The following is an 18,864-nucleotide window of genomic DNA, read 5'->3' on the forward strand; positions in this document are numbered from 1 at the left end:
GCGGTTGTCAGCCAGACGAGTTCTCTCATGCGGCAATTGCTGGAATGGCGCCTGGACGCGCAGCGTTACGCACTCGACCACCATCAGATCATCCGGGTAGAACGCGCCGCCGCCGTGGCCCCCTTGCCCGGCGCGCCGGTCAGTATCCTTGGCGTGATCAATGTGCGTGGCGAAATCCTGCCCGTATTTGACGTGCGCGCCCGCTTTGGTTTGCCCACGCGAGCGCCGCGCCCGGCCGACCAGTTGGTGCTGGTGCAAACCCCGACGCGCAGGCTGGCGTTTTTTGCGGATCAGGTGCATAGCGTGGCCGCCTGGCCCGACACTGCCTTGCTCGATGCCGCCGCGCTCGGCGTGCAGGATGCCACCACCGCCGCCGTGCTGCGGCTGGCGGATGGGCTGATCCTGATCCAGGATTTCGACCGCTTTCTGGCGCAGGACGAAGCCGCATGGCTAGACCAGGCACTGACGGCGGTGTGAGTTTGACTCCAACCCCGCTCCCTGGCAGCGCCATCCCCGAAGCCTTTCTGCTATGGCTGGGCCGCAGCACCGGCCTGAGCTATCCCGCCTCACGCTATGACGAACTGTGGCGCGGCCTGGCCGGGGTAGCGCATGAACTCGGCCTGGCGGATGCGCAAGCGGCAATGGGCTGGCTGATGACGCGGCCGTATACCCACGCCCATGCTGAATTGTTGGCTAGCCATTTATCGGTTGGAGAAACCTGGTTTCTGCGCGAGACCCCCACCCTGGATTTGCTGGAACAGCAATTGTTGCCCGAGCTGATCGAGCGCCGCCGTGGTCTGGACCGCAGCATCCGCATCTGGAGCGCCGGCTGCTGCAGCGGAGAAGAAGCCTGGACCCTGGCCATACTGCTGTCACGCTTGCTGCCGGACCTGTCGGACTGGCGCATCAGCGTGGTCGGCAGCGATATCGTGCCGCGCTTTCTGGAACGTGGCCGCACCGGGGTATATCGCGAATGGTCGTTTCGCGGCACCCCCGCCTGGTTGCGCCAACGCTGGTTCCAGACCACCGCCAGCGGGCAGTTCCAGGTGGCGGCTGCATTGCGGCCGCTGGTGCAGTTTGTCTCGATCGATCTGTTCAACGACCCATTTCCGCCGGTGGCGAATCTCGCCGCCTTTGACATCATCCTGTGCCGCAATGTGTTGATGTATTTTGAGCCAGCCGCCATGCAGCGCATCGTCGACAAGCTGCGCGATGCCCTGGTCGATGGCGGCGTATTGCTGACCGGGCTGAGCGAAACCGGCCGCCAACGTTTTATCGGCTTCAATCAGGAAACCGCGCTCGACGTCAGTTTTTATCGCAAGGGTTTGTCGCCAGCAGCGGCATGGTTGCCGCCCCTGTCCAGCACCGCAGTGGCCGAAGCGGCGGCTGCCGCGCCCGCGCCAGCCACGCCCCGGTCGCCCCCCGCCCGCCACGCTGCGCTACATCCGCCCGTGGCCGCGCCTGCCGTGATCGCGCGGCACGAAATCGCCCAGGGTTTGCTGGACGAGCATCGCTACGCGCAGGTCATTACCCTGATCGGCAGCACGCCAACCGCCGCGGAATTGCCCTTGCTGGCCCGCGCCCACGCCAATATGGGCCAGCTGGATGCGGCCGGGCGCTGGTGCCAGCAAGCCATCGAACACGATAAAACCGATGCCAGCCTGCGTTATCTGGCGGCGGTCATTACCAGCGAGCAAGGCAACCACGACGCCGCCATCCAGGCCTTGCGCCAGGCGCTGTTTTTGCAGGATGACTTTGTGCTGGCCCACTATCTTCTGGGTACACTGCTGGCCCGGGCTGGCCAGCGCAGCGCCGCCACACGCCAGTACGGCGTGACACTCGGCTTGTTAAGCGGCCTGCGCGATGACGATTTATTGCCCGAATCCGACGGCATGACCGTGGCGCAATTGCGTTTGATGTTGCAGGCCAGCGCATGAAGCGCGCTGGCCCGATCCGCACTGAGGAATGGCACTGATGAGCATGAACAATCCGCTGGCAGAAGCGGACGCCGCTGGCGTCGACGCGCTGATGCAACAACGCGCCCGTGAGCTGGCCCGTCCACTCGCGGACGGCGCGGCCGAGGGCGAACACATAGAGGTGCTGGAATTCATCCTGGCGCACGAGCGTTACGCCATCGAAACGGCGTGGGTGCAAGAGGTGTATCCGCTGCGCCAGTTAACGCCACTGCCGGGTACGCCCGCCTTTGTCCTGGGCGTGGTCAATGTGCGCGGCAAGATCATCTCGGTGATGGATTTGCGCGTGTTTTTTGGTTTGCCTGCGCGTGGCATTACCGATCTGAATAAAGTGATGGTGCTGAGCGATGGCGAAATGGAATTCGGCATTCTGGGCGATGTGATCATCGGCACCCGCATGCTGGCGCTGGCCGAGATCCAGCCGCCCTTGCCCACGCTGGGGGGCGTGCGGGCCGATTATCTGAAGGGCGTGACCGCCAGCCAGAGCGTGGTGATCGATGCGCTGCGCTTGTTACGCAGTAGCGCGGTTGTGGTCGAGCAGCCCAGCGCCTAAGTTAAAACAACATCCGATACTGATAAGGCGCGGGCCGCGCCAATGCCTAACCAAGCAGGGAGAGCACTTATGAAGTCATCCATCGGCGTCAAGCTGTGGAGTAGTTTGCTGGTGGTGCTGGCCGCCATTGTGATCGTGGGGGTGGCCGCCTGGACCAATATCAACAAGTTCAGCGCATCCGAGAAGGCCATTGCGCATGCGCTGGATGTGCAAAGCCAGTTGGCCGACGTGATGTCTTTGCTGAAGGATGCCGAGACCGGCCAGCGCGGTTATGTCATCACCGGTGAAGAGCGTTATCTGGAACCCTATAACAACGCGGCAGCGCAGATTGATAGCCGGCTGGCCACGCTGGCGCAAACCGTCGAGCAGGCCGAGACCAAACAAGCCATCGCGCGACTGACCGTGCTGGCTGATGCCAAGCTGGCCGAGCTCAAGGAGACCATCATCCTGCGCCGCGACAAAGGCTTTGAAGCCGCGCGCGCCGTGGTCGTCACCGATCGCGGCAAGACCACCATGGATCAGGCGCGCGGCATCGTGACCGAGCTCAACAAGAAAGTGGTGGCCGCGCTGGAAGCGCGTAATGCCGAAGCCGAAGCCAATTCCGCTTTTACCGTCGACACCATTGTCATCGGGATCAGCCTGACCGCGCTGTTTGTGCTGGGGGCGGGCATCTTTCTTAATCGTGCCATCGTCGGCCCCTTGCGTGACCTGACCCGGGTGGCCGAGCGCATCAGCCTGGGCGACCTGAGTGTCGATGCCCAGGTGGTCAAGCGCAATGACGAAGTCGGCGCGCTGAACGCCGCGTTTATCCGCATGACTGAATCGCTGCGCGGCATGGCGCATGTGGCGCAACGCATCGCCGAAGGTGATTTGCGCGCCAGCATCACGCCGGTGTCGGCGCAAGACGTGCTGGGCAATGCCTTTGCCACCATGACGCAGAATCTGCGCCAGGTGAACCGCGAAATTGCCGAGGGCGTGAGCGTGTTGACGGCGTCGGCCAGCGAAATCCAGGTGAGCGCCAGCCAGATTGCCGCCGCCGCCGCCGAGACCGCCACCGCCACCACCGAGACCGCCACCACGGTGGAAGAAGTCAAACAAACCGCGCTGGTGTCCAGCCAGAAAGCGCGTTATGTGGCCGACGTGGCGCAACGTTCGGCGCAAGTATCGGTGGCGGGGCGCAAATCGGTAGACGAAAGCATGCTGGGCATGCAGCAAGTGCGCGAGCAAATGGAACAGATCGGCGACAGCATTCTGCGTTTGTCTGAGCAAAGCCAGGCCATCGGCGAAATCATCGCCACGGTGAACGATCTGGCCGAGCAATCCAATCTGCTGGCGGTCAATGCCTCGATCGAAGCCGCCAAAGCGGGCGAGCAAGGGCGGGGCTTTGCCGTGGTGGCGCAAGAAGTGAAGAGCCTGGCCGAGCAATCGCGCCAGGCCACCGCGCAAGTCCGCGGCATTCTCGGGGATATCCAGAAAGCCACCAGTCGCGCCGTCGTCGCCACGGAACAAGGCAACCGCGCGGTCGAAGCCGGCACCCGTTTGTCACGCGAGGCCGGTGAATCGATTCGCCTGCTGGCCGAAAGCAGCGACGAAAGCGCCGAAGCCGCCAGCCAGATTGCCGTTTCGGCACAGCAACAACTGGCGGGGATGGGGCAACTGGCGCAAGCCGCCGACAATATCAAAGTGGCCGCCACGCAAAATATGGAAGGCACGCGCCAGACCGAAGTGGCCGCGCACAACCTGCACATGCTGGGGCAGAAGCTCAAGCAGGTAGTGGACCGCTACCAGGTCTGAACACACGACGAGCCGGGCCACGCGGCCGCAGGGCTCTACAAGCCGGGTTGAGGGTGAATGTCGACTGAAGAAGAACGCTTTCTGCAGCGTTTGCTGGCCATGTTCCGCATCGAAGCGCAGGAGCATTTACAGACCATGTCCAGCCTGATGCTGGAGCTGGACGTGGCGGTGCGGGCCGAAGACGGTAGCGAGGTGTTGCAGCCGCTGATCGAAACGCTGTTCCGCGAGGCGCACAGCCTGAAGGGCGCGGCGCGCTCGGTTAATCTGGAGACCATCGAGCTGATTTGTCGCTCGCTGGAAAGCGTGCTGTCGGCTTTGCGCAAAAACCAGATGCCGCTGACCGGACCGGTGCACCGTGCGGTCAGCGATGCGGTGGTCGGGCTGGAAAATGTGCTGTCGAGCGAGCCGATTGATCGGCCGCTGGATCTGGCGTCGATCAAGCTGATTGGCGCGCTCGATCAGTTGCTGACGCCGCCGGAAGACCTTGGCCTGCCGTTGCCGCCGGTGGAATCGCTGGCGCTGGCGCCGCTGGGCTTGCAGGTGGAGCCGGTCATGCCGGTGCCGCCTTTGCCCGATCCGCTGCCTGCGGTGGCGCCCGCCGTGGTGGCGCCGACCGTGGCTGCGCCGGAAGCGGCCGCGCCGCAGGCCGTGCCGGATGCCGCCGCCGGGCGCGCCCCGATTGCCTCGGCCCATGACTTCCACCCGCGCCATCAAGAAATGGGCGATACCGTGCGCGTGTCCTCAGGCCGGCTCGGGGTATTGCTGAATGAACTCGAATCATTGCTGGGCCTGAAGCAAGAGGCTGCGCACCGGGTGGCGTCGATCCGCGCCTTGCATGACGAAGTCAGCACCTGGCGGCGTGATCGCGCCCGCGCAGTGCTGGGCTTGCGCGTGGCAGCGCGGCAGCAGAATACCGACAGCAGCGGCGAACTTGCGCGTTGGCTGGAGGTGAATACCCAAGACGAGCTATTCGGCAAGCAACTGCAAGACAAGCTGGCGCATATGGAACACGCGGCGCGGCAGCAACAACGCGCCACGGCCTCGCTGGTGGATCAGTTACTCGATGACGTCAAACAAGTGCTGCTGCAACCGGCGGCGGTCTTGCTGGATCTGGTGCCCCGGCTGGCGCGCGACCTGGGCGTAAGCACCGGCAAGCAGGTCGACGTGCTGCTGGAAGGCCAGAGCATAGAAATTGACCGCCGCATTCTGGAACAACTCAAAGACCCGTTGATCCATCTGGTGCGCAACGCCATCGATCACGGCCTGGAAGCGCCCGAACAACGCCGCAGCCTGGGCAAACCGGAGCGCGGCCAGCTCAGGATTTCGGTAGCGCCTTATGACGGCGGCAAAGTGCTGTTATGCATCGAAGACGACGGCGCCGGGATCGCGCTGCAGCGCATACGCGAAGTGGCCTTGGCGCAGGGCCGTTATACCGCAGCGCAACTCGACGCGATGGACACCGCCACGCTGCGCAATCTGATCTTTGAAACCGGCTTTTCCACCAGCCCCATCCTGACCGATTTGTCCGGCCACGGTCTGGGCCTGGCGATCGTGCGCGAGAAGGTGGAAAAGCTGGGTGGTCATCTATTGCTGCAAGCGCCCGCGGCGGGTGGCACGCGCTTTGAAATGCTGTTGCCTGCCACGCTGGCGACCTTCCGTGGCGTGCTGGTCAGCGCGGGTGAGCGTCAGTTTGTGCTGCCGACGCGCCACGTTGAACGCGTGTTGCGTTTGCCCGCCAGCGCCGTCGGCAGCATGGGCAGCAAGCCCAGTACCCGCATCGGGGATGAGGCGATCGCGGTGGTGCGTCTGAGTGAAACGCTGGGCCTGAGCGGCGCGGCCGCCGCGCCGCTCAATGACTGGCTGAATGTGGCGGTGGTGGCCGCCAGCGGGCGGCGCATTGCCTTTGTGGTGGATGCGGTGCTGGCCGATATCGAAGTGCTGGTCAAAGGCCTGGGCCCGCAATTGCGCCACGTCCGCAATATCGCTGGCGCAACCTTGCTCGAAGGCGGCCAGGTGGTGCCCGTGCTGAACGCGGCGGAACTGATCGCCAGCGCTGCCGCCAGCGCGGGCAGCAGCTTGCGTCCCGCCGATCCGGATGCGCCAGCGCAGCAGTCGCTGCTGGTGGCGGAAGATTCGATCACCTCGCGTTCATTGCTCAAAGGCATCCTCGAAGCAAATGGTTACAAGGTGACCACCGCGGTGGATGGCCTGGATGCGCTGACCCAGGCGCGGGCCGGACAGTTTGATCTGGTGGTCTCCGACGTTGAAATGCCCCGTATGGATGGCTTTGACCTGACCGCCCGCCTGCGCGCCGAGGCCCGGACCGCGGCTACGCCGGTAATCCTGGTCACGGCCCTCGACAGTCGCGAGCACAAGGAGCGCGGGGTTGAGGCGGGCGCCAATGCTTATATTGTGAAGAGTGCCTTCGACCAGACCAGCTTGCTGGCCGCCATCCGGAGATTGATATGAAAAAGCGGGCGCAGCCGATCCGCGTGCTGGTGGTGGAGGACTCGATTACCGCGCGCGAACTGTTGCTGAGCATCCTTGACGGCGATGCCGACATCGAAGTGGTCGGCACGGCGGCCAGCGGCGAACAGGCCGTGCGCGCCGCGCAAACATTGCGGCCCGATGTGATCACCATGGACGTGATCCTGCCGGGTATGGATGGCTTTGAGGCGACGCGCCAGATCATGCAGACGGCGCCGACGCGCATCATCATCGTCACCGCCACCCCGGTTGATGTAAATGCGCGCGATGATTTCCGCGTGCTGGAAGCCGGCGCCTTGACCGTATTGGTCAAGCCCACGCCGCCCGGCCATCCGAAACATGCCGAACTGGCCAGCGAACTCTTGCAGATGATACGTGCCATGGCTGGCGTGCAAGTGGTGAAACGCTGGGCCGGTCAGCGTGCCCCAGAGCCAGCGGCGGCGCCGCTCTTGCCCAGCGCTGCGGCGAGCAAACCGCGCATCGTGGCGGTGGGCGCATCGACCGGCGGACCGTTGACGCTGAAGTGCCTGCTGGAGAATCTGCCGAAACCGTTTCCATTACCGATTGTGATCGTGCAGCATATTGCCGAAGGCTTTACCCAGGGCTTTTGTGACTGGCTCGGCCAGGCCAGCGGCATGCCGGTCTATATGGCACAGCATGGCCAGCGCCTGGTTAACGGATCGGCCTATGTGGCGCCGTGGGACGTGCAGATGCGGGTGACGCCGCTGGGGTTGATCGATCTGGTGCAGGCGCCGCGCGAGTACTGCGTGCGGCCCTCCGCTTCGTTTTTGTTCCGTGCCGTAGCGCAGGTCTATGGCGCGGCGGCCGTGGGCGTCTTGCTCACCGGCATGGGCCGCGATGGCGCCAAAGAATTGCGCATCATGCGCGAGGCGGGCGCGGTGACATTTGCCCAGGATAAAGAAAGCTCGGTCATTTTTGGCATGCCCGGCGAAGCGGTAAAGCTGGATGCAGCCGTCTATGTGCAGCCACCTGAAGTGATTGCCATGACCATAGCCCAACTGGTCGAGCGCCTGCCTGCGCCGTCAGTCGGGCAAACCCGTCGGTAATTGCAAATGCAACGTATGTATTAACGTGTGCGCCACGCGCTCGAACGCGTGCCACCCCACCGGCCGGAACAGGCCACGGCTCGCCCGCTTGCAAGCAGGGGTTATTACCCCGGGCCGGATAGATTGATAAACGCAGCAGCAACACGGAGTAGTACATGGACAACAAGTCCACGGGCATAGAGATCCTGATTGTTGAGGACAGCCCCACCCAGGCGGAAAAACTGCGCTACCAGATCGAGAGCAAAGGCTACAGCGTGCGCGTGGCGGCCAATGGCCATCAGGCTTTGGCGCTGATGGAGCAAAAGCGGCCCAATCTGGTGTTGTCCGATGTGGTGATGCCGCAAATGGACGGCTATACCTTGTGCAGCACCATCAAGGCCACGCCGCAATGGCGCGATGTGCCGGTCATCCTGGTGACGTCGCTGACCGACCCCAAAGACATCATCCGGGGGCTGGAATGCGGGGCCGACAATTTTATCCGCAAGCCTTATGACGAAACCTATCTGCTCACGCTGATCGAGCACGTGTTGATGAACCAGAAATTGCGCCATGGCCAGAATGTGCAATTTGGCATCGCGCTGTATCTGGGCAATCAAAAACACTTTATCAATGCAGAGCGCCAACAGATTCTGGATTTGCTGATCTCGACCTATGAACAGGCCGTGATGGTGAATGAACAATTGCTCAAGCGCGAACGCCAGGTCAGCGAATTGAATATCCGGCTGGCGCAACACGCCGCCGAACTGGAAGAAACCAATAAAGAAATTGCACGCAAGAATCAGGAACTGGAACATAGCAGCCGCATGAAATCCGAATTCCTGGCCAATATGTCGCACGAATTGCGCACGCCACTGAATGCGATTATTGGTTTTTCCGAGGTCTTGCGCGATGGTTTGATCGGCGAACTGGATGCGCAGCAAAAAGAATTTGTTTCGGACATCTATTCCAGCGGCGAGCATTTGCTGCTGTTGATCAATGACATTCTTGATCTGTCCAAAATCGAAGCCGGCAAGATGGAACTGGAGATCGAAGCGGTTGATCTGCCAACCTTGCTGCAGAACTGCCTGACGGTATTGAAGGGGCGTGCCTATTCGCACCGCATAGAATTAAAAGTCGACGCCGAAGAATTGGGCCGGGCGCAACTCGATCCGCGTAAAACCAAGCAGATCATTTATAACCTGCTGTCCAACGCGGTTAAATTTACCCCGGACGGCGGCGCAGTAACGGTTATTGCCCGCCGCGTCAGCGGTGCCAGCTTGAGCGGCTTGCGGTTTATTGGTAGTGACAGCGTGCCGCAGCATCCGGAATATCTGGCCATCGCGGTGCGCGACACCGGCATCGGCATTACCCCGGAAGAATTGAATAATCTGTTCCAGCCATTTGTGCAGCTGGATAGTTCTTTGTCGCGCAAATACGAAGGCACGGGTCTGGGCCTGGCTTTGGTGCGGCAATTGGTCGAGTTATATGATGGGCGTCTGTCGGTGGCGAGCACGGCCGGGCAGGGGTCCGAATTCAAGGTGTGGTTGCCCTACCACCCGGCGGAGTAACCAGGCGTTATGGCACGAATACTGATTATTGAAGACAACGCGGCGAATCTGAAGCTATTCACCTTTCTGCTCAAGAACGCCGGTCATACGGTCAGCACGGCGACCGAAGCAGCCACAGGTTTATCGCTGGCGCGCGCGGAATTGCCCGATCTGATTTTGATGGATGTGCAATTGCCGGGTATGGATGGGCTGGAAGCAACCCGTTTATTAAAAGCGGACAGCACCACCGGTCATATCAAAGTGGTGGTGGTGACCGCGTTTGCCATGAAAGGCGATGAAGCGCGCATGCTGGCGGCCGGATGCGATGGCTATGTAGCCAAGCCGATCCACTACGCCGACTTTCTGGAGAAGGTGAACACCGCATTGGCGTGATGGCTGCCTTGGCTCAGGTTCCATAAAAGCCGGCGTGCGCCCGCGTCAATCTGACGCCATCAGCGGTTGATGGCGTTTTTTTATTGGCCCGTTCCGCGTTTGGTCGCGCCGTTGGGCGCACAGCGGTTCTGACCGTGCCCGGACAGGTGAGCGGGACGTTAAAAACCGGCAAACGCATCCAGCGCTGCGCCCTTCGTCGGCATTACATGTCTTTGCTCATGGCAACATGCTTGCCAATGACTTAAGTCGGGTACCAGGCGCGCAGCCCGGCCCGCAGGCCGATTGCCCATCCCGGCCAAGCCTGCGTTATATCCTGCCAAATCCGACATCGTTGCGAGTTGTGGCTGCTGCCTATGTTATTTCGACGCCTCCCTTCGCAAAAAGGAAACGGTCATGCATGGCCGCACCCAAAGCCGCAGCCCACTGTGGGGCAAATGGCAGCGTAGCTGCAGCACGCTTGCCGCGCTGCTGGCGCTCAGTACCCCCGCCCACGCCCTGGGGGGCCTGGCGCCTGCCGGGGGCTATATCACCGATCACCAGGGGCGCGCCCTGGTATTGCATGGCCTGAATACCTCAGCTGCCTCCAAGGGCAACGGCACGCCGTGGATTTCTGCCACCGATGTGCTGGCCGAAAACCAGACCATGGGTACCAACGCCGTGCGCTATCTGGTGTTCTGGGATCTGCTGGAGCCGCAGCCCGGCCAGTATGACGATAACTATCTGGCCAGCGTTGCCGCGCGCGTGGCGTGGTACCAGGCAGCGGGCATGTACGTCATCCTGGACATGCACCAGGATCTGTATGGCCCACCGCATACAACGGCACTGACGTGGATGGCGCCCCCGCCTGGGCCACCTATACCGATGGTTACCCGGTGCAGTACCAGAGCAATTTCGGGCTGACCTACCTGCAGCCGGGCGAAACGCACGCATGGGACAACTTCTGGGGCACCAGCGGCCAGCACCCGGAATTGCGCGCCTACTACGCCAACGCGTGGAAACACGTGGCCGCTTACTTTGCCGCCAACACCACAGTGATCGGCTACGACCTGATGAATGAGCCATGGGGCGGTAGCCTGCAAAGCGCCACCTTTGAGCCCACCGTACTGCTGGCGACGTATCAGGCGGTGATCAACCAGATCCGCACCGTGGATCAGGAGCACTGGATTTTCCTCGAACCCTCGGCCTTCCCGATCAATCAAGGCCTGCCGACCACTTTGCCGGCACCGCTAGACCCGCGCTCAGGTGGGGCCCGGCTGGTGTATGCACCGCACCTGTATCCGCCCACCCTTAGCCAGTATTCGAATTCGGGGTCTTATACCGGTCTGAATGTCATCCCGGTGGATCTGTTAACCACCACCTGGCTGGCCTCCAATACAGCCACGGCAGCACTGTGGAATGCACCGCTTGCTTTGGGTGAGTGGGGCGCGATTTACGTAAGCGCGCCGGGGAATGGCACGTATGTCGACCAGGTTGTGGCGGCTATGGATAACATCGGCGCCAGCTGGTTCTGGTGGTCCAATGACCAGGGCCCCAGCGGTCCTTACGCAGGTGGCGGCGTATTTACCGCGCTCGCCCCGCATCTGTCGCGCCCTTACGTGCAAGCGGTAGCGGGCACCCCGGTGCAGCTGTACTTTGACGCCGCCCAGCGCAGCCTTAACGCCAGCTTTATTAACAAGACCGGGGTGACGGGTACGACGGACATGTTCCTCAGCCCCACCGTGTATAGCAATGGCTATACCATCACTTCCACCGACGCAGCGGGCAGCTGGAGCAGCAGCTATGACCCGGTACGTCATGTGCTGTCCATCACCGCCAATCCGGCCGCCAATACGCATACCTATACGGTGACCGCGCTGTAAATAAACGGGGAGATATGAAAAACAGGCGGCACCCCAGAGGTGTGCCGCCCAGCCGGCGGGTGCCGGCTTTTTGCTGCGTGCTGATGTGGCAAGGGGGGCGCTTAAAGCGTGAAATCGACCACGGTTTTGCCCGGCTGCGCGGCAATACGATTGCGCTCTATGGCGGCGGGCAGGTCGGCAAAGGGCACGGTGGCGCTGATGCGCGACTGCAGGCGCAACTGCACCACATCCGCCGCAATTTGCTGCAGCAACTTGCTGTCGGGCTGGTTCATAAACCACAGCCCGCGCCGCCCGGCGGGCACGCAAGCCTCGATCGTCGGCGATGCCGCGCTGACGATGACGCCGTCGGCCGCCAGCACGGACCACGAACGGTCGAGCACTTCGCCGCCCGCGTAATCAAGCACCAGATCAATCTCGCTGACGCTGTCTTCAAAGCGCGTCTGGTCATAGGCGATGACATGGTCGGCGCCGAGGCCTTTTACATAATCGACGTGCTGGCTACGGGTGGTGGCAAAGACTTCGGCGCCCGCGCGGTGGGCAAACTGCAGCGCATATCCGCCGAGGCCGCCGGCTGCGCCATGAATCAGAATGCGCTGGCCCGCGCGGACGGGGCCGGCCCGGTTCAGGCTTTGCCAGGCGGATACCGCGGCGATGGGCAGCGCGGCCGCTTGCACATTGCTCAATCCTGCCGGGATCTTGATCAGGTTGCTGGCATTCACCGCCACCAGATCGGCATACGCGCCCAGACCCCCGAGCGGCCCCATTACGCGATCGCCGGTTTGCAGATGCTGGACCGCCGCGCCGACCGCTTCGACCACGCCAGCCAGTTCGATACCCAGCACGCTGGGCAATTGCAGCGGAAAGGCCTTGCGTACCCAGCCTTCACGAACTTTCCAGTCGAGGCTGTTGATGCCTGCGGCGTAGACGCGCACCAACACCTGGTCGGCGGCAATGCTGGGTGCGTCGACGGATGCGACCTGGGTGGCGCTCTGGTCGCCGTAATCATTCAATACAAGTGCGCGGACGGTGTTCATCGAAATCTCCTTCAGGTTGGTCTGGTGTGTTGTTGTTAAGCAAGACGAACAATAGGAGGTTTCATATTCAAAACACAGACCCTAAAATCGAGACATCGTGGATCAGAATTGAGACAGCATGGATTTGAACGCCTTGGCAGATTTGCATCAGGTAGCGGCCCATGGCGGCTTTGGTCGCGCCAGCAGGGCGACGGGTCGTTCCAAAGCCACCTTGTCGCGGCGGGTTGCCGAGCTGGAACAGGCCCTGGGTGTGCGGCTGTTTGAACGGGGCACGCGCAGTCTGCAATTGACCGACGCGGGTCAGCAATTGCTGGGCCGGACTGAAGGGCCGCTGCGCGAAGTGATGGATGCAGTGGCGGCAGCGCGTGAAGGTGTAGCCACACCGCGTGGCCGCTTGCGTATAGCCGCGCCGCTGTTGTTTTCGCAAACCACATTGGGCGCGCTGCTGGCGCAGTTCAAGTTGCTTTACCCTGAGGTTGAAATTGAAGCCGTAGCCGACGACAAGCTGGTCGATCTGGTGGAAGAGCAATTTGATATCGCCATCCGCATCAATCCCGATCCGGACAGCACGCTGGTGGGGCGCTGCTTTGCCCGTGACCAAAGGGTGTTGGCGGCCGCGCCCGGCATTCCGCTGCCGACCGGGCGTGACGAACCCTGGCCGGTACCCGCCGTGGTGATGCCGTATTTTCGGCCCGGAGAGATCTGGAGCGTGCGCGATGGGCGTCTGCGCTTATTGCCGCAAGCGGTGCTGCGTGTATCGTCGCTGCTGATGGTGCGTGATGCCGTGGTGGCGGGCGTCGGTGTTGCGGTGCTGCCGCATTCGCTGATCCAGGACAAACTGGCGAGCGGCGAGCTGGTGCAGTGGGCCCATTACGGCGATGAAGTCGAGCTGTGGGTGCTGCACACCTCGCGCCGTCTGCAGAGCCCCAAGGTGCAGGCGTTTGTAGCGTTTATTTGTGAACAGTTTCCGGATGGCGCATTTACGCTGTCGCTTCGTTGAGCCTGGGTGGTTGCGCGGCAGCGATTACTTTTCGCGCCAGCCTTTCAGCAAGACCAGCAATGCGCCCGAGCCGCCGTCCACAGCGCGGGCCTGGCTGAAGGCCAATACTTCGTTGCGTTGTACCAGCCAGTTCTTCAACTTGAGCTTTAATACCGGCTCGCGATTTTTCGAGCCCAGGCCTTTGCCATGAATGATGCGCACGCAGCGTTTGTTGCTTTGCCGCGCCTGCAATAAAAACCCGGCCACCGCGCTGCGTGCTTCATCGGTATTCAGGCCATGCAAATCCAGTTCGCCCTGAATCACCCATTCGCCCCGCCGCAATTTGCGGAGCGTGTCCAGCTTTTGCCCGGCGCGCAGATAAAGCAATTCTTCGCCTGATTCCAGCTCATCCCACGGCCAGAAGTCGGTCATGGCATCGGGCATGACCGCGGCTTCGTCTTTCATGCGCTGGCGTGGCCACGGGCTGGGCCATTCGGGGGGATGTTGGTAATCGGGCTTGCGATACAACGGCGTCACGTCGCGCACTTCGGCCATAAACAACTCGTGATCGGTCGGCGCCGGGGCGGGCGCAGGCGCGGGCCGGGCGGCCGCGGGCTGCGTCTGCAGGCGCTGCTTGATTTGCTTGAGATTGCTTTTGAGGTCGGACATTACGGCAGAAGCACGGCGGGACGGCGGCGATGGCCGAAACATAACATGCCATCGGGGTAAGCGGCAGAGCCGCCAGAAACACAAAAGGCGGCCCGTGGGCCGCCTTTTGTACGTCAGCAGGGCTTAACGCAGCGTTTCCAGATACTTGTCGGCATCCAGCGCCGCTTGGCAACCGCTGGCCGCCGAGGTGACGGCCTGACGGTAGATATGGTCTTGCACATCACCCGCGGCAAATACGCCCGGCACGCTGGTCGACGTGGCGCCGCCATCACGGCCGCCCTTGGTGATGATGTAGCCGGTTTCGTCCATCTCGAGCTGACCGCGGAAGATGTCGGTATTGGGCTTGTGGCCGATCGCGATAAACACACCAGCGACGTCCAGGTTGCTGGTGGCGCCATCCACGCTCGACTTCAGGCGAGCACCGGTCACGCCCGTGGCGTCGCCCAGTACTTCGTCCAGCGTCTGGTTGGTGGCCAACGTCATCTTGCCTTCGGCGACCTTCTCATGCAGATGGTCAACCAGAATCTTCTCGGCGCGGAAGGTATCGCGGCGATGTACCAGCGTGACGTGCGCGGCGATATTGCTCAGATACAGCGCTTCTTCGACGGCGGTATTGCCGCCACCCACCACAGCCACTTTCTGGCCACGATAGAAGAAACCGTCACATGTGGCGCAAGCCGATACACCCTTGCCCGCAAACGCTTCTTCGCTCGGCAGACCCAGGTACTGGGCCGAAGCGCCGGTGGCGATGATCAGCGCGTCGCAGGTGTATTCGCCCGCGTCACCCACCAGCCGGATCGGCTTTTCTTTGAGATAAGTGGTGTGGATGTGATCAAAGATCATTTCGGTGCCGAAGCGTTCTGCATGCTTCTGGAAACGGCTCATCAATTCCGGACCCATCACGCCATCGTTATCCGCCGGCCAGTTATCCACGTCGGTGGTCGTCATCAACTGGCCGCCCTGGGCCAGACCGGTAATCAGCACCGGCTTGAGGTTGGCGCGAGCAGCGTAAACGGCGGCGGTATAACCTGCTGGGCCGGAACCAAGAATCAGCAACGGCGAGTGTCGGGTGGACATGAGGGTTTCCTTTTTATCGTCAGTTAAGCGGCCGTTAGTCTAAGTCATACGATCAAGCCGATCTAATCGAATATGGCTATTGCCGCGATTACACAGAGCGTAATGCCTGTGAGCCATTTTGCGACGGTGTCTGATCACCGAGTTATGGGCGCAACAGCGGCTTGGCAAGAGGGAGCGCGGTCACGCCATGATCAGATACATGCTGATACCTGGTGCCGTTCAGCCTGATGACAGTTTATAGTGCGGCTTGGCGTTTCGCCCAAACCCGCCGCCCCGTCGAATTCTATAAAAAATGCGCCTCGCCCAACTGCTTGCCCCCATCACCACGCCGCTGGCTGGCCTGCGCCACCAGCCGGTGCGGCGCGTGCTGCTGCGGCAGATCTACTTTACCGGCAACGAGGCGGTGTTTCTGGTGCTGGCAATCGGTTTTGCCCTGGGCGCGATTGTGATTTCGCTGTTGCACGGCCAGTACGGCCAAAGCCGTGACGCCTCGCTGCGCTTGCTGGCTGCGCTCAGCTTCAAGGAAATCAGCCCCTTGCTGGCCGCCATCATCCTGGTGGCACGCTCGTCCTCCGCCGTCGCCAGTGAGCTGGCCACCATGCAGGTGCACGGCGAAATCCGCAGCTTGTTCCGCATGGGCATACCACCCGGTACTTATCTGATCATGCCGCGCGTGCTGGGGATGACCATCGCCTGCGTCGGGCTCACTTTATATATTGCGTTGACGTCGCAGGCGGGCGGCACGCTGTTCTCGGCGGGGACTGATGTCACTTACGAGATCCTCGCCATCGACCGCATTCTGCGCATTGATCTGATGCTCACTTGTCTGGGTAAAGCGCTGGTGTTCGGGCTGGGGTGTTCGCTGACGGCGTGCTATGTCGGGCTGCGCGTCGGACCGTATGTGACCGATATCCCCAAAGCATCGTCGCGCGCCGTAATGCGCGGTTTGTTTGTGATTTTTCTGATCGAAACGGCGTGGACGCTATGTACGATCTGACCCTGGCCGCCACCGGCCCGGTACGCCTTGAAGTGGGCCAGCGTTATTGGTGCGCGGCCCCGACCCGGGCCGAGGCCGAGACGCAGCTCGATCTGGCCGCGGGTCTGGCGCAGGCAAGCTACCCCGGCCAGGTGGCCGTACTGGAATCAAACGGCGGCTTGCTGAGTAATCTGCGCGTGTGGGAAAACCTGATCCTGCCCGCCTGGTATCAAAAAGTAGCGCCGCTGCCGGAGCTGGAAGTCCGCTTTGTCGCCGCCTTGCTGCGGCTGGGCATCAGCGATAGCGAGGTCGAGCGCATCGCCACCGCCTTGCCGGTGACCCTGGAGCGCGACCGCAAACGCATGCTGATGCTGGTGCGTGCCGCCATTCTGCGCCCCGGCCTGATCTTGCTGGACCAGGACATCTGGGGGCACTGCAATCGCTCGGCGTTATTGCGCCCGGTGCTGGATGAACTCGCTGCCACCGCGGCCGTGCTGGTTATCGGTCAGGGCGCGCCCGACCACGCCTGGGCGCTGCACGACCTGACGCTGGCGCCTTTGACAACTTGAACAAGAAGCGACAATGGCCTTGAAATACTTGCGGGACACTGATGCCCGTTTTCAGTGGTTGGGCTGGCGCGTGGCGATGTTTATCGCGCTCGGGCTGGTGTGCTTTGGCTTGTTGCTGGGCCTGTTGGCGCTCAAGCAAGGTTATTTTGTCAGCCGCACCCGCTTGTCGTTTGTGGCCGAAAGCGGCAACGGCATGAATAACGGCATGCAGGTGCGCTTGTCCGGCTTCAAGATAGGCGTGGTGGATCAGGTCACGTTGAATGATCAGGCCAAAGTCGATGTGGAAATGCTGATCGACGACAAGTATCTGAAGTGGGTCAAGCCCGATTCGGTGGCGTTGCTACAGCAGGATGGCTTGCTGGGCGATCATTACATTGAAGTGGCGGGCGGCACGCCCGGCGCCGCGCCGATCAAGGAAGGCGGCAAGCTGGTGTTTGCGCCCGCGATGGGCTTGCCGGAGATTGCGGCTGATCTGCGCCAGCGCACCATCCCGATTATCGATTCGGTGCATGAGACGCTGGATTATGTGAATGACCCCAAGGGCGATATCCGCGGCACGCTGGCCAATGTGCAGGCATTCTCAGCCGAACTGCGTGAGACCCGCAAAACGCTGGACCAGGTACTGGTTAATCTGGAGCACGTCAGCAAAACCGAACTGCCCGCCACCCTGGTGGCCAGCACCGATGCCGCGCGCCAGGCGCAAGCGGTACTGAACAAAGCCGACCAGGTGGCGTCCGAAGTGGCGGCGCATGCGCCCGAAATCGTCGCCCATGCCAATACGGCTGCCAGCGAAGTGGCGCATATCACCACCACCACGCGCCAGGCCGTCGACCAGGCCGCGCCGCGCTTGCCGGGCCTGGTGCGTAACGCCGATGCGCTGGTGCAAACCGGCAGCGAACTGGCCAACGGTGCCAGCCATAGCTGGCCATTCAATAAGTGGATCAGCGCGCCCGACGCGTCTGCGCCTATGCCGGATAGCCGCCAATGAAACGCTATCTGCCCGTACTTCTATTAATACTGAGTGCTTGCGCCAGCCAGCCTGCGCCGGTGCAACCTGCTGCGCTTAAACAATACAACGCACACGCGGTGGCGGCGCAACGCGCGGCCATGACAGGCGCGTGGGCTGACGCCGCCGCGCAATGGCAAGAGGCGCTGCTGCTGAGCGCCGCTGTGGACGATTGGGCCGGGCAGGGTGAAGCAAGGTTGGGATTGGCCAATGCCCAGGTCGAACTAACGCAACGGGAAGCCGCGCGCCAGACCATCGCACCGATGCCGGGGCAGATGTTGTTTCCGCGATTGCAACGCAGCCGTGCGCATTACCAGCTGGCCTTGCTGGCCCTGCCCGATGCGCACGCCGCAGCGGACCACGTGCAGCAGGCGCGCGCGCTTTGCGATGCGCCGTGCGGATTGAGGCCATGGTTCGATAACCTGGATGCGCGTATTGCGCTGGCGCAGCAAGACGGACCGCGCGCAGCGGCGTTGGCCTCCGCTGTGACCGCGCAAGCAGACGCGCCTGCATCCGAGCGTGCGCATGGCTGGCGGCTGCTGGCGGAGGCGCAATTGCTGCAAAATCAGGGCGCGGCCGCCTGGGCATCGCTGCAGTCGGCGCTGGTGCTGGACCGGCAACTGGCCGTGCCGGCGTGGCTGGCCGATGACTTTGCCTTGCAAGTGCGCATAGGCCAGCAACTGCAACGCGCTGATATCCATGTCGACGCACAGACACGGCTGGATAGTCTGTGCGCTGCGGCCAGCGTGCCCGCGTGTGCGGCGCGCCCGGCTGAACGGCAAGCCGGGCTTGAGGCGAAGTAACAATTACGGCATAATCTTGCGTTCCGCGCTGTGCGGAAAAACTTCCCGGTTCGCCCCTAAGGGTGCGTCAGACTTGTCTGGCGTGTCGCGCGAACGGTA

The 18,864-nt window shown here is 62.2% G+C and carries 18 protein-coding genes; 15 read left to right on the forward strand and 3 right to left on the reverse strand.

Annotated features, from left to right (window positions below):
• Positions 1-27: 27 nt before the first annotated feature.
• The 10 genes from ACYQ1A_RS06515 to ACYQ1A_RS06560 all read left to right on the forward strand — a co-directional run bounded on the left by ACYQ1A_RS06515 (position 28) and on the right by ACYQ1A_RS06560 (position 11,652).
• Positions 28-477 (forward strand): chemotaxis protein CheW, encoded by a 450-nt coding sequence (locus tag ACYQ1A_RS06515; RefSeq protein ID WP_499361144.1) that lies wholly within the window; start codon positions 28-30, stop codon positions 475-477.
• Positions 474-1,937, forward strand: a complete 1,464-nt coding sequence (locus ACYQ1A_RS06520; protein WP_499361146.1) for a CheR family methyltransferase — start codon at positions 474-476, stop codon at positions 1,935-1,937. The genes ACYQ1A_RS06515 and ACYQ1A_RS06520 overlap by 4 nt, the downstream gene beginning before the upstream one ends.
• Before the next feature lie 37 nt (positions 1,938-1,974).
• Complete coding sequence (locus ACYQ1A_RS06525; protein WP_499361148.1) at positions 1,975-2,526, forward strand: chemotaxis protein CheW; 552 nt, start codon at positions 1,975-1,977, stop codon at positions 2,524-2,526.
• A 69-nt stretch (positions 2,527-2,595) separates the two neighbouring features.
• Complete coding sequence (locus ACYQ1A_RS06530; protein WP_499361150.1) at positions 2,596-4,320, forward strand: methyl-accepting chemotaxis protein; 1,725 nt, start codon at positions 2,596-2,598, stop codon at positions 4,318-4,320.
• A gap of 57 nt (positions 4,321-4,377) precedes the next feature.
• The gene (locus tag ACYQ1A_RS06535; RefSeq protein ID WP_499361151.1) at positions 4,378-6,789 is read left to right on the forward strand and encodes a hybrid sensor histidine kinase/response regulator; all 2,412 of its coding nucleotides are present in this window, start codon (positions 4,378-4,380) and stop codon (positions 6,787-6,789) included.
• Positions 6,786-7,874: a chemotaxis-specific protein-glutamate methyltransferase CheB gene (gene cheB / locus ACYQ1A_RS06540; RefSeq protein WP_499361153.1), complete on the forward strand. Its 1,089-nt coding sequence runs from the start codon at positions 6,786-6,788 to the stop codon at positions 7,872-7,874. The genes ACYQ1A_RS06535 and cheB overlap by 4 nt, the downstream gene beginning before the upstream one ends.
• 155 nt (positions 7,875-8,029) lie before the next feature.
• The gene (locus ACYQ1A_RS06545) at positions 8,030-9,421 is read left to right on the forward strand and encodes a hybrid sensor histidine kinase/response regulator (RefSeq protein WP_499361154.1); all 1,392 of its coding nucleotides are present in this window, start codon (positions 8,030-8,032) and stop codon (positions 9,419-9,421) included.
• A 9-nt stretch (positions 9,422-9,430) separates the two neighbouring features.
• Complete coding sequence (locus tag ACYQ1A_RS06550; RefSeq protein WP_062225031.1) at positions 9,431-9,793, forward strand: response regulator; 363 nt, start codon at positions 9,431-9,433, stop codon at positions 9,791-9,793.
• A 393-nt stretch (positions 9,794-10,186) separates the two neighbouring features.
• Entirely contained in the window at positions 10,187-10,693 is a 507-nt protein-coding gene (locus tag ACYQ1A_RS06555; RefSeq protein ID WP_499361155.1) for a cellulase family glycosylhydrolase, read from the forward strand.
• Positions 10,621-11,652: a cellulase family glycosylhydrolase gene (locus ACYQ1A_RS06560; protein WP_499361156.1), complete on the forward strand. Its 1,032-nt coding sequence runs from the start codon at positions 10,621-10,623 to the stop codon at positions 11,650-11,652. The genes ACYQ1A_RS06555 and ACYQ1A_RS06560 overlap by 73 nt, the downstream gene beginning before the upstream one ends.
• A gap of 101 nt (positions 11,653-11,753) precedes the next feature.
• Here ACYQ1A_RS06560 and ACYQ1A_RS06565 read toward each other — a convergent pair whose 3' ends face one another.
• Positions 11,754-12,686 carry an NADP-dependent oxidoreductase gene (locus ACYQ1A_RS06565; RefSeq protein ID WP_499361157.1) on the reverse strand — a complete coding sequence of 311 codons (933 nt, stop codon included), beginning with the start codon at positions 12,684-12,686 and terminating at the stop codon, positions 11,754-11,756.
• Between the two features lie 118 nt (positions 12,687-12,804).
• Between ACYQ1A_RS06565 and ACYQ1A_RS06570 the strand changes: the two genes are divergently transcribed.
• On the forward strand, positions 12,805-13,686 hold the full coding sequence (locus ACYQ1A_RS06570; protein ID WP_499361159.1) for a LysR family transcriptional regulator: 882 nt from the start codon (positions 12,805-12,807) through the stop codon (positions 13,684-13,686).
• Positions 13,687-13,710: 24 nt separating this feature from the next.
• Here the strand turns inward: ACYQ1A_RS06570 and ACYQ1A_RS06575 are convergent, their stop codons facing one another.
• The gene (locus ACYQ1A_RS06575) at positions 13,711-14,334 is read right to left on the reverse strand and encodes a Smr/MutS family protein (protein WP_499361160.1); all 624 of its coding nucleotides are present in this window, start codon (positions 14,332-14,334) and stop codon (positions 13,711-13,713) included.
• A 123-nt stretch (positions 14,335-14,457) separates the two neighbouring features.
• The gene (gene trxB / locus ACYQ1A_RS06580; RefSeq protein WP_499361162.1) at positions 14,458-15,411 is read right to left on the reverse strand and encodes a thioredoxin-disulfide reductase; all 954 of its coding nucleotides are present in this window, start codon (positions 15,409-15,411) and stop codon (positions 14,458-14,460) included.
• 292 nt (positions 15,412-15,703) lie between these two features.
• Here trxB and ACYQ1A_RS06585 point away from each other — a divergent pair, with 292 nt between their 5' ends.
• Genes ACYQ1A_RS06585 through ACYQ1A_RS06600 form a run of 4 tightly spaced genes read left to right on the forward strand, consistent with a single transcriptional unit; the run spans position 15,704 to position 18,765 of the window.
• Complete coding sequence (locus ACYQ1A_RS06585; RefSeq protein WP_499361163.1) at positions 15,704-16,408, forward strand: ABC transporter permease; 705 nt, start codon at positions 15,704-15,706, stop codon at positions 16,406-16,408.
• Positions 16,396-16,956, forward strand: a complete 561-nt coding sequence (locus ACYQ1A_RS06590; RefSeq protein WP_499361165.1) for a hypothetical protein — start codon at positions 16,396-16,398, stop codon at positions 16,954-16,956. Before ACYQ1A_RS06585 ends, ACYQ1A_RS06590 begins: the two co-directional genes overlap by 13 nt.
• Positions 16,957-16,969: 13 nt before the next feature.
• On the forward strand, positions 16,970-17,944 hold the full coding sequence (locus ACYQ1A_RS06595) for an MlaD family protein (RefSeq protein ID WP_499361166.1): 975 nt from the start codon (positions 16,970-16,972) through the stop codon (positions 17,942-17,944).
• The gene (locus tag ACYQ1A_RS06600) at positions 17,941-18,765 is read left to right on the forward strand and encodes a hypothetical protein (protein ID WP_499361167.1); all 825 of its coding nucleotides are present in this window, start codon (positions 17,941-17,943) and stop codon (positions 18,763-18,765) included. The genes ACYQ1A_RS06595 and ACYQ1A_RS06600 overlap by 4 nt, the downstream gene beginning before the upstream one ends.
• Positions 18,766-18,864: the final 99 nt, after the last annotated feature.

The organism is Silvimonas sp. JCM 19000, assembly GCF_054652575.1.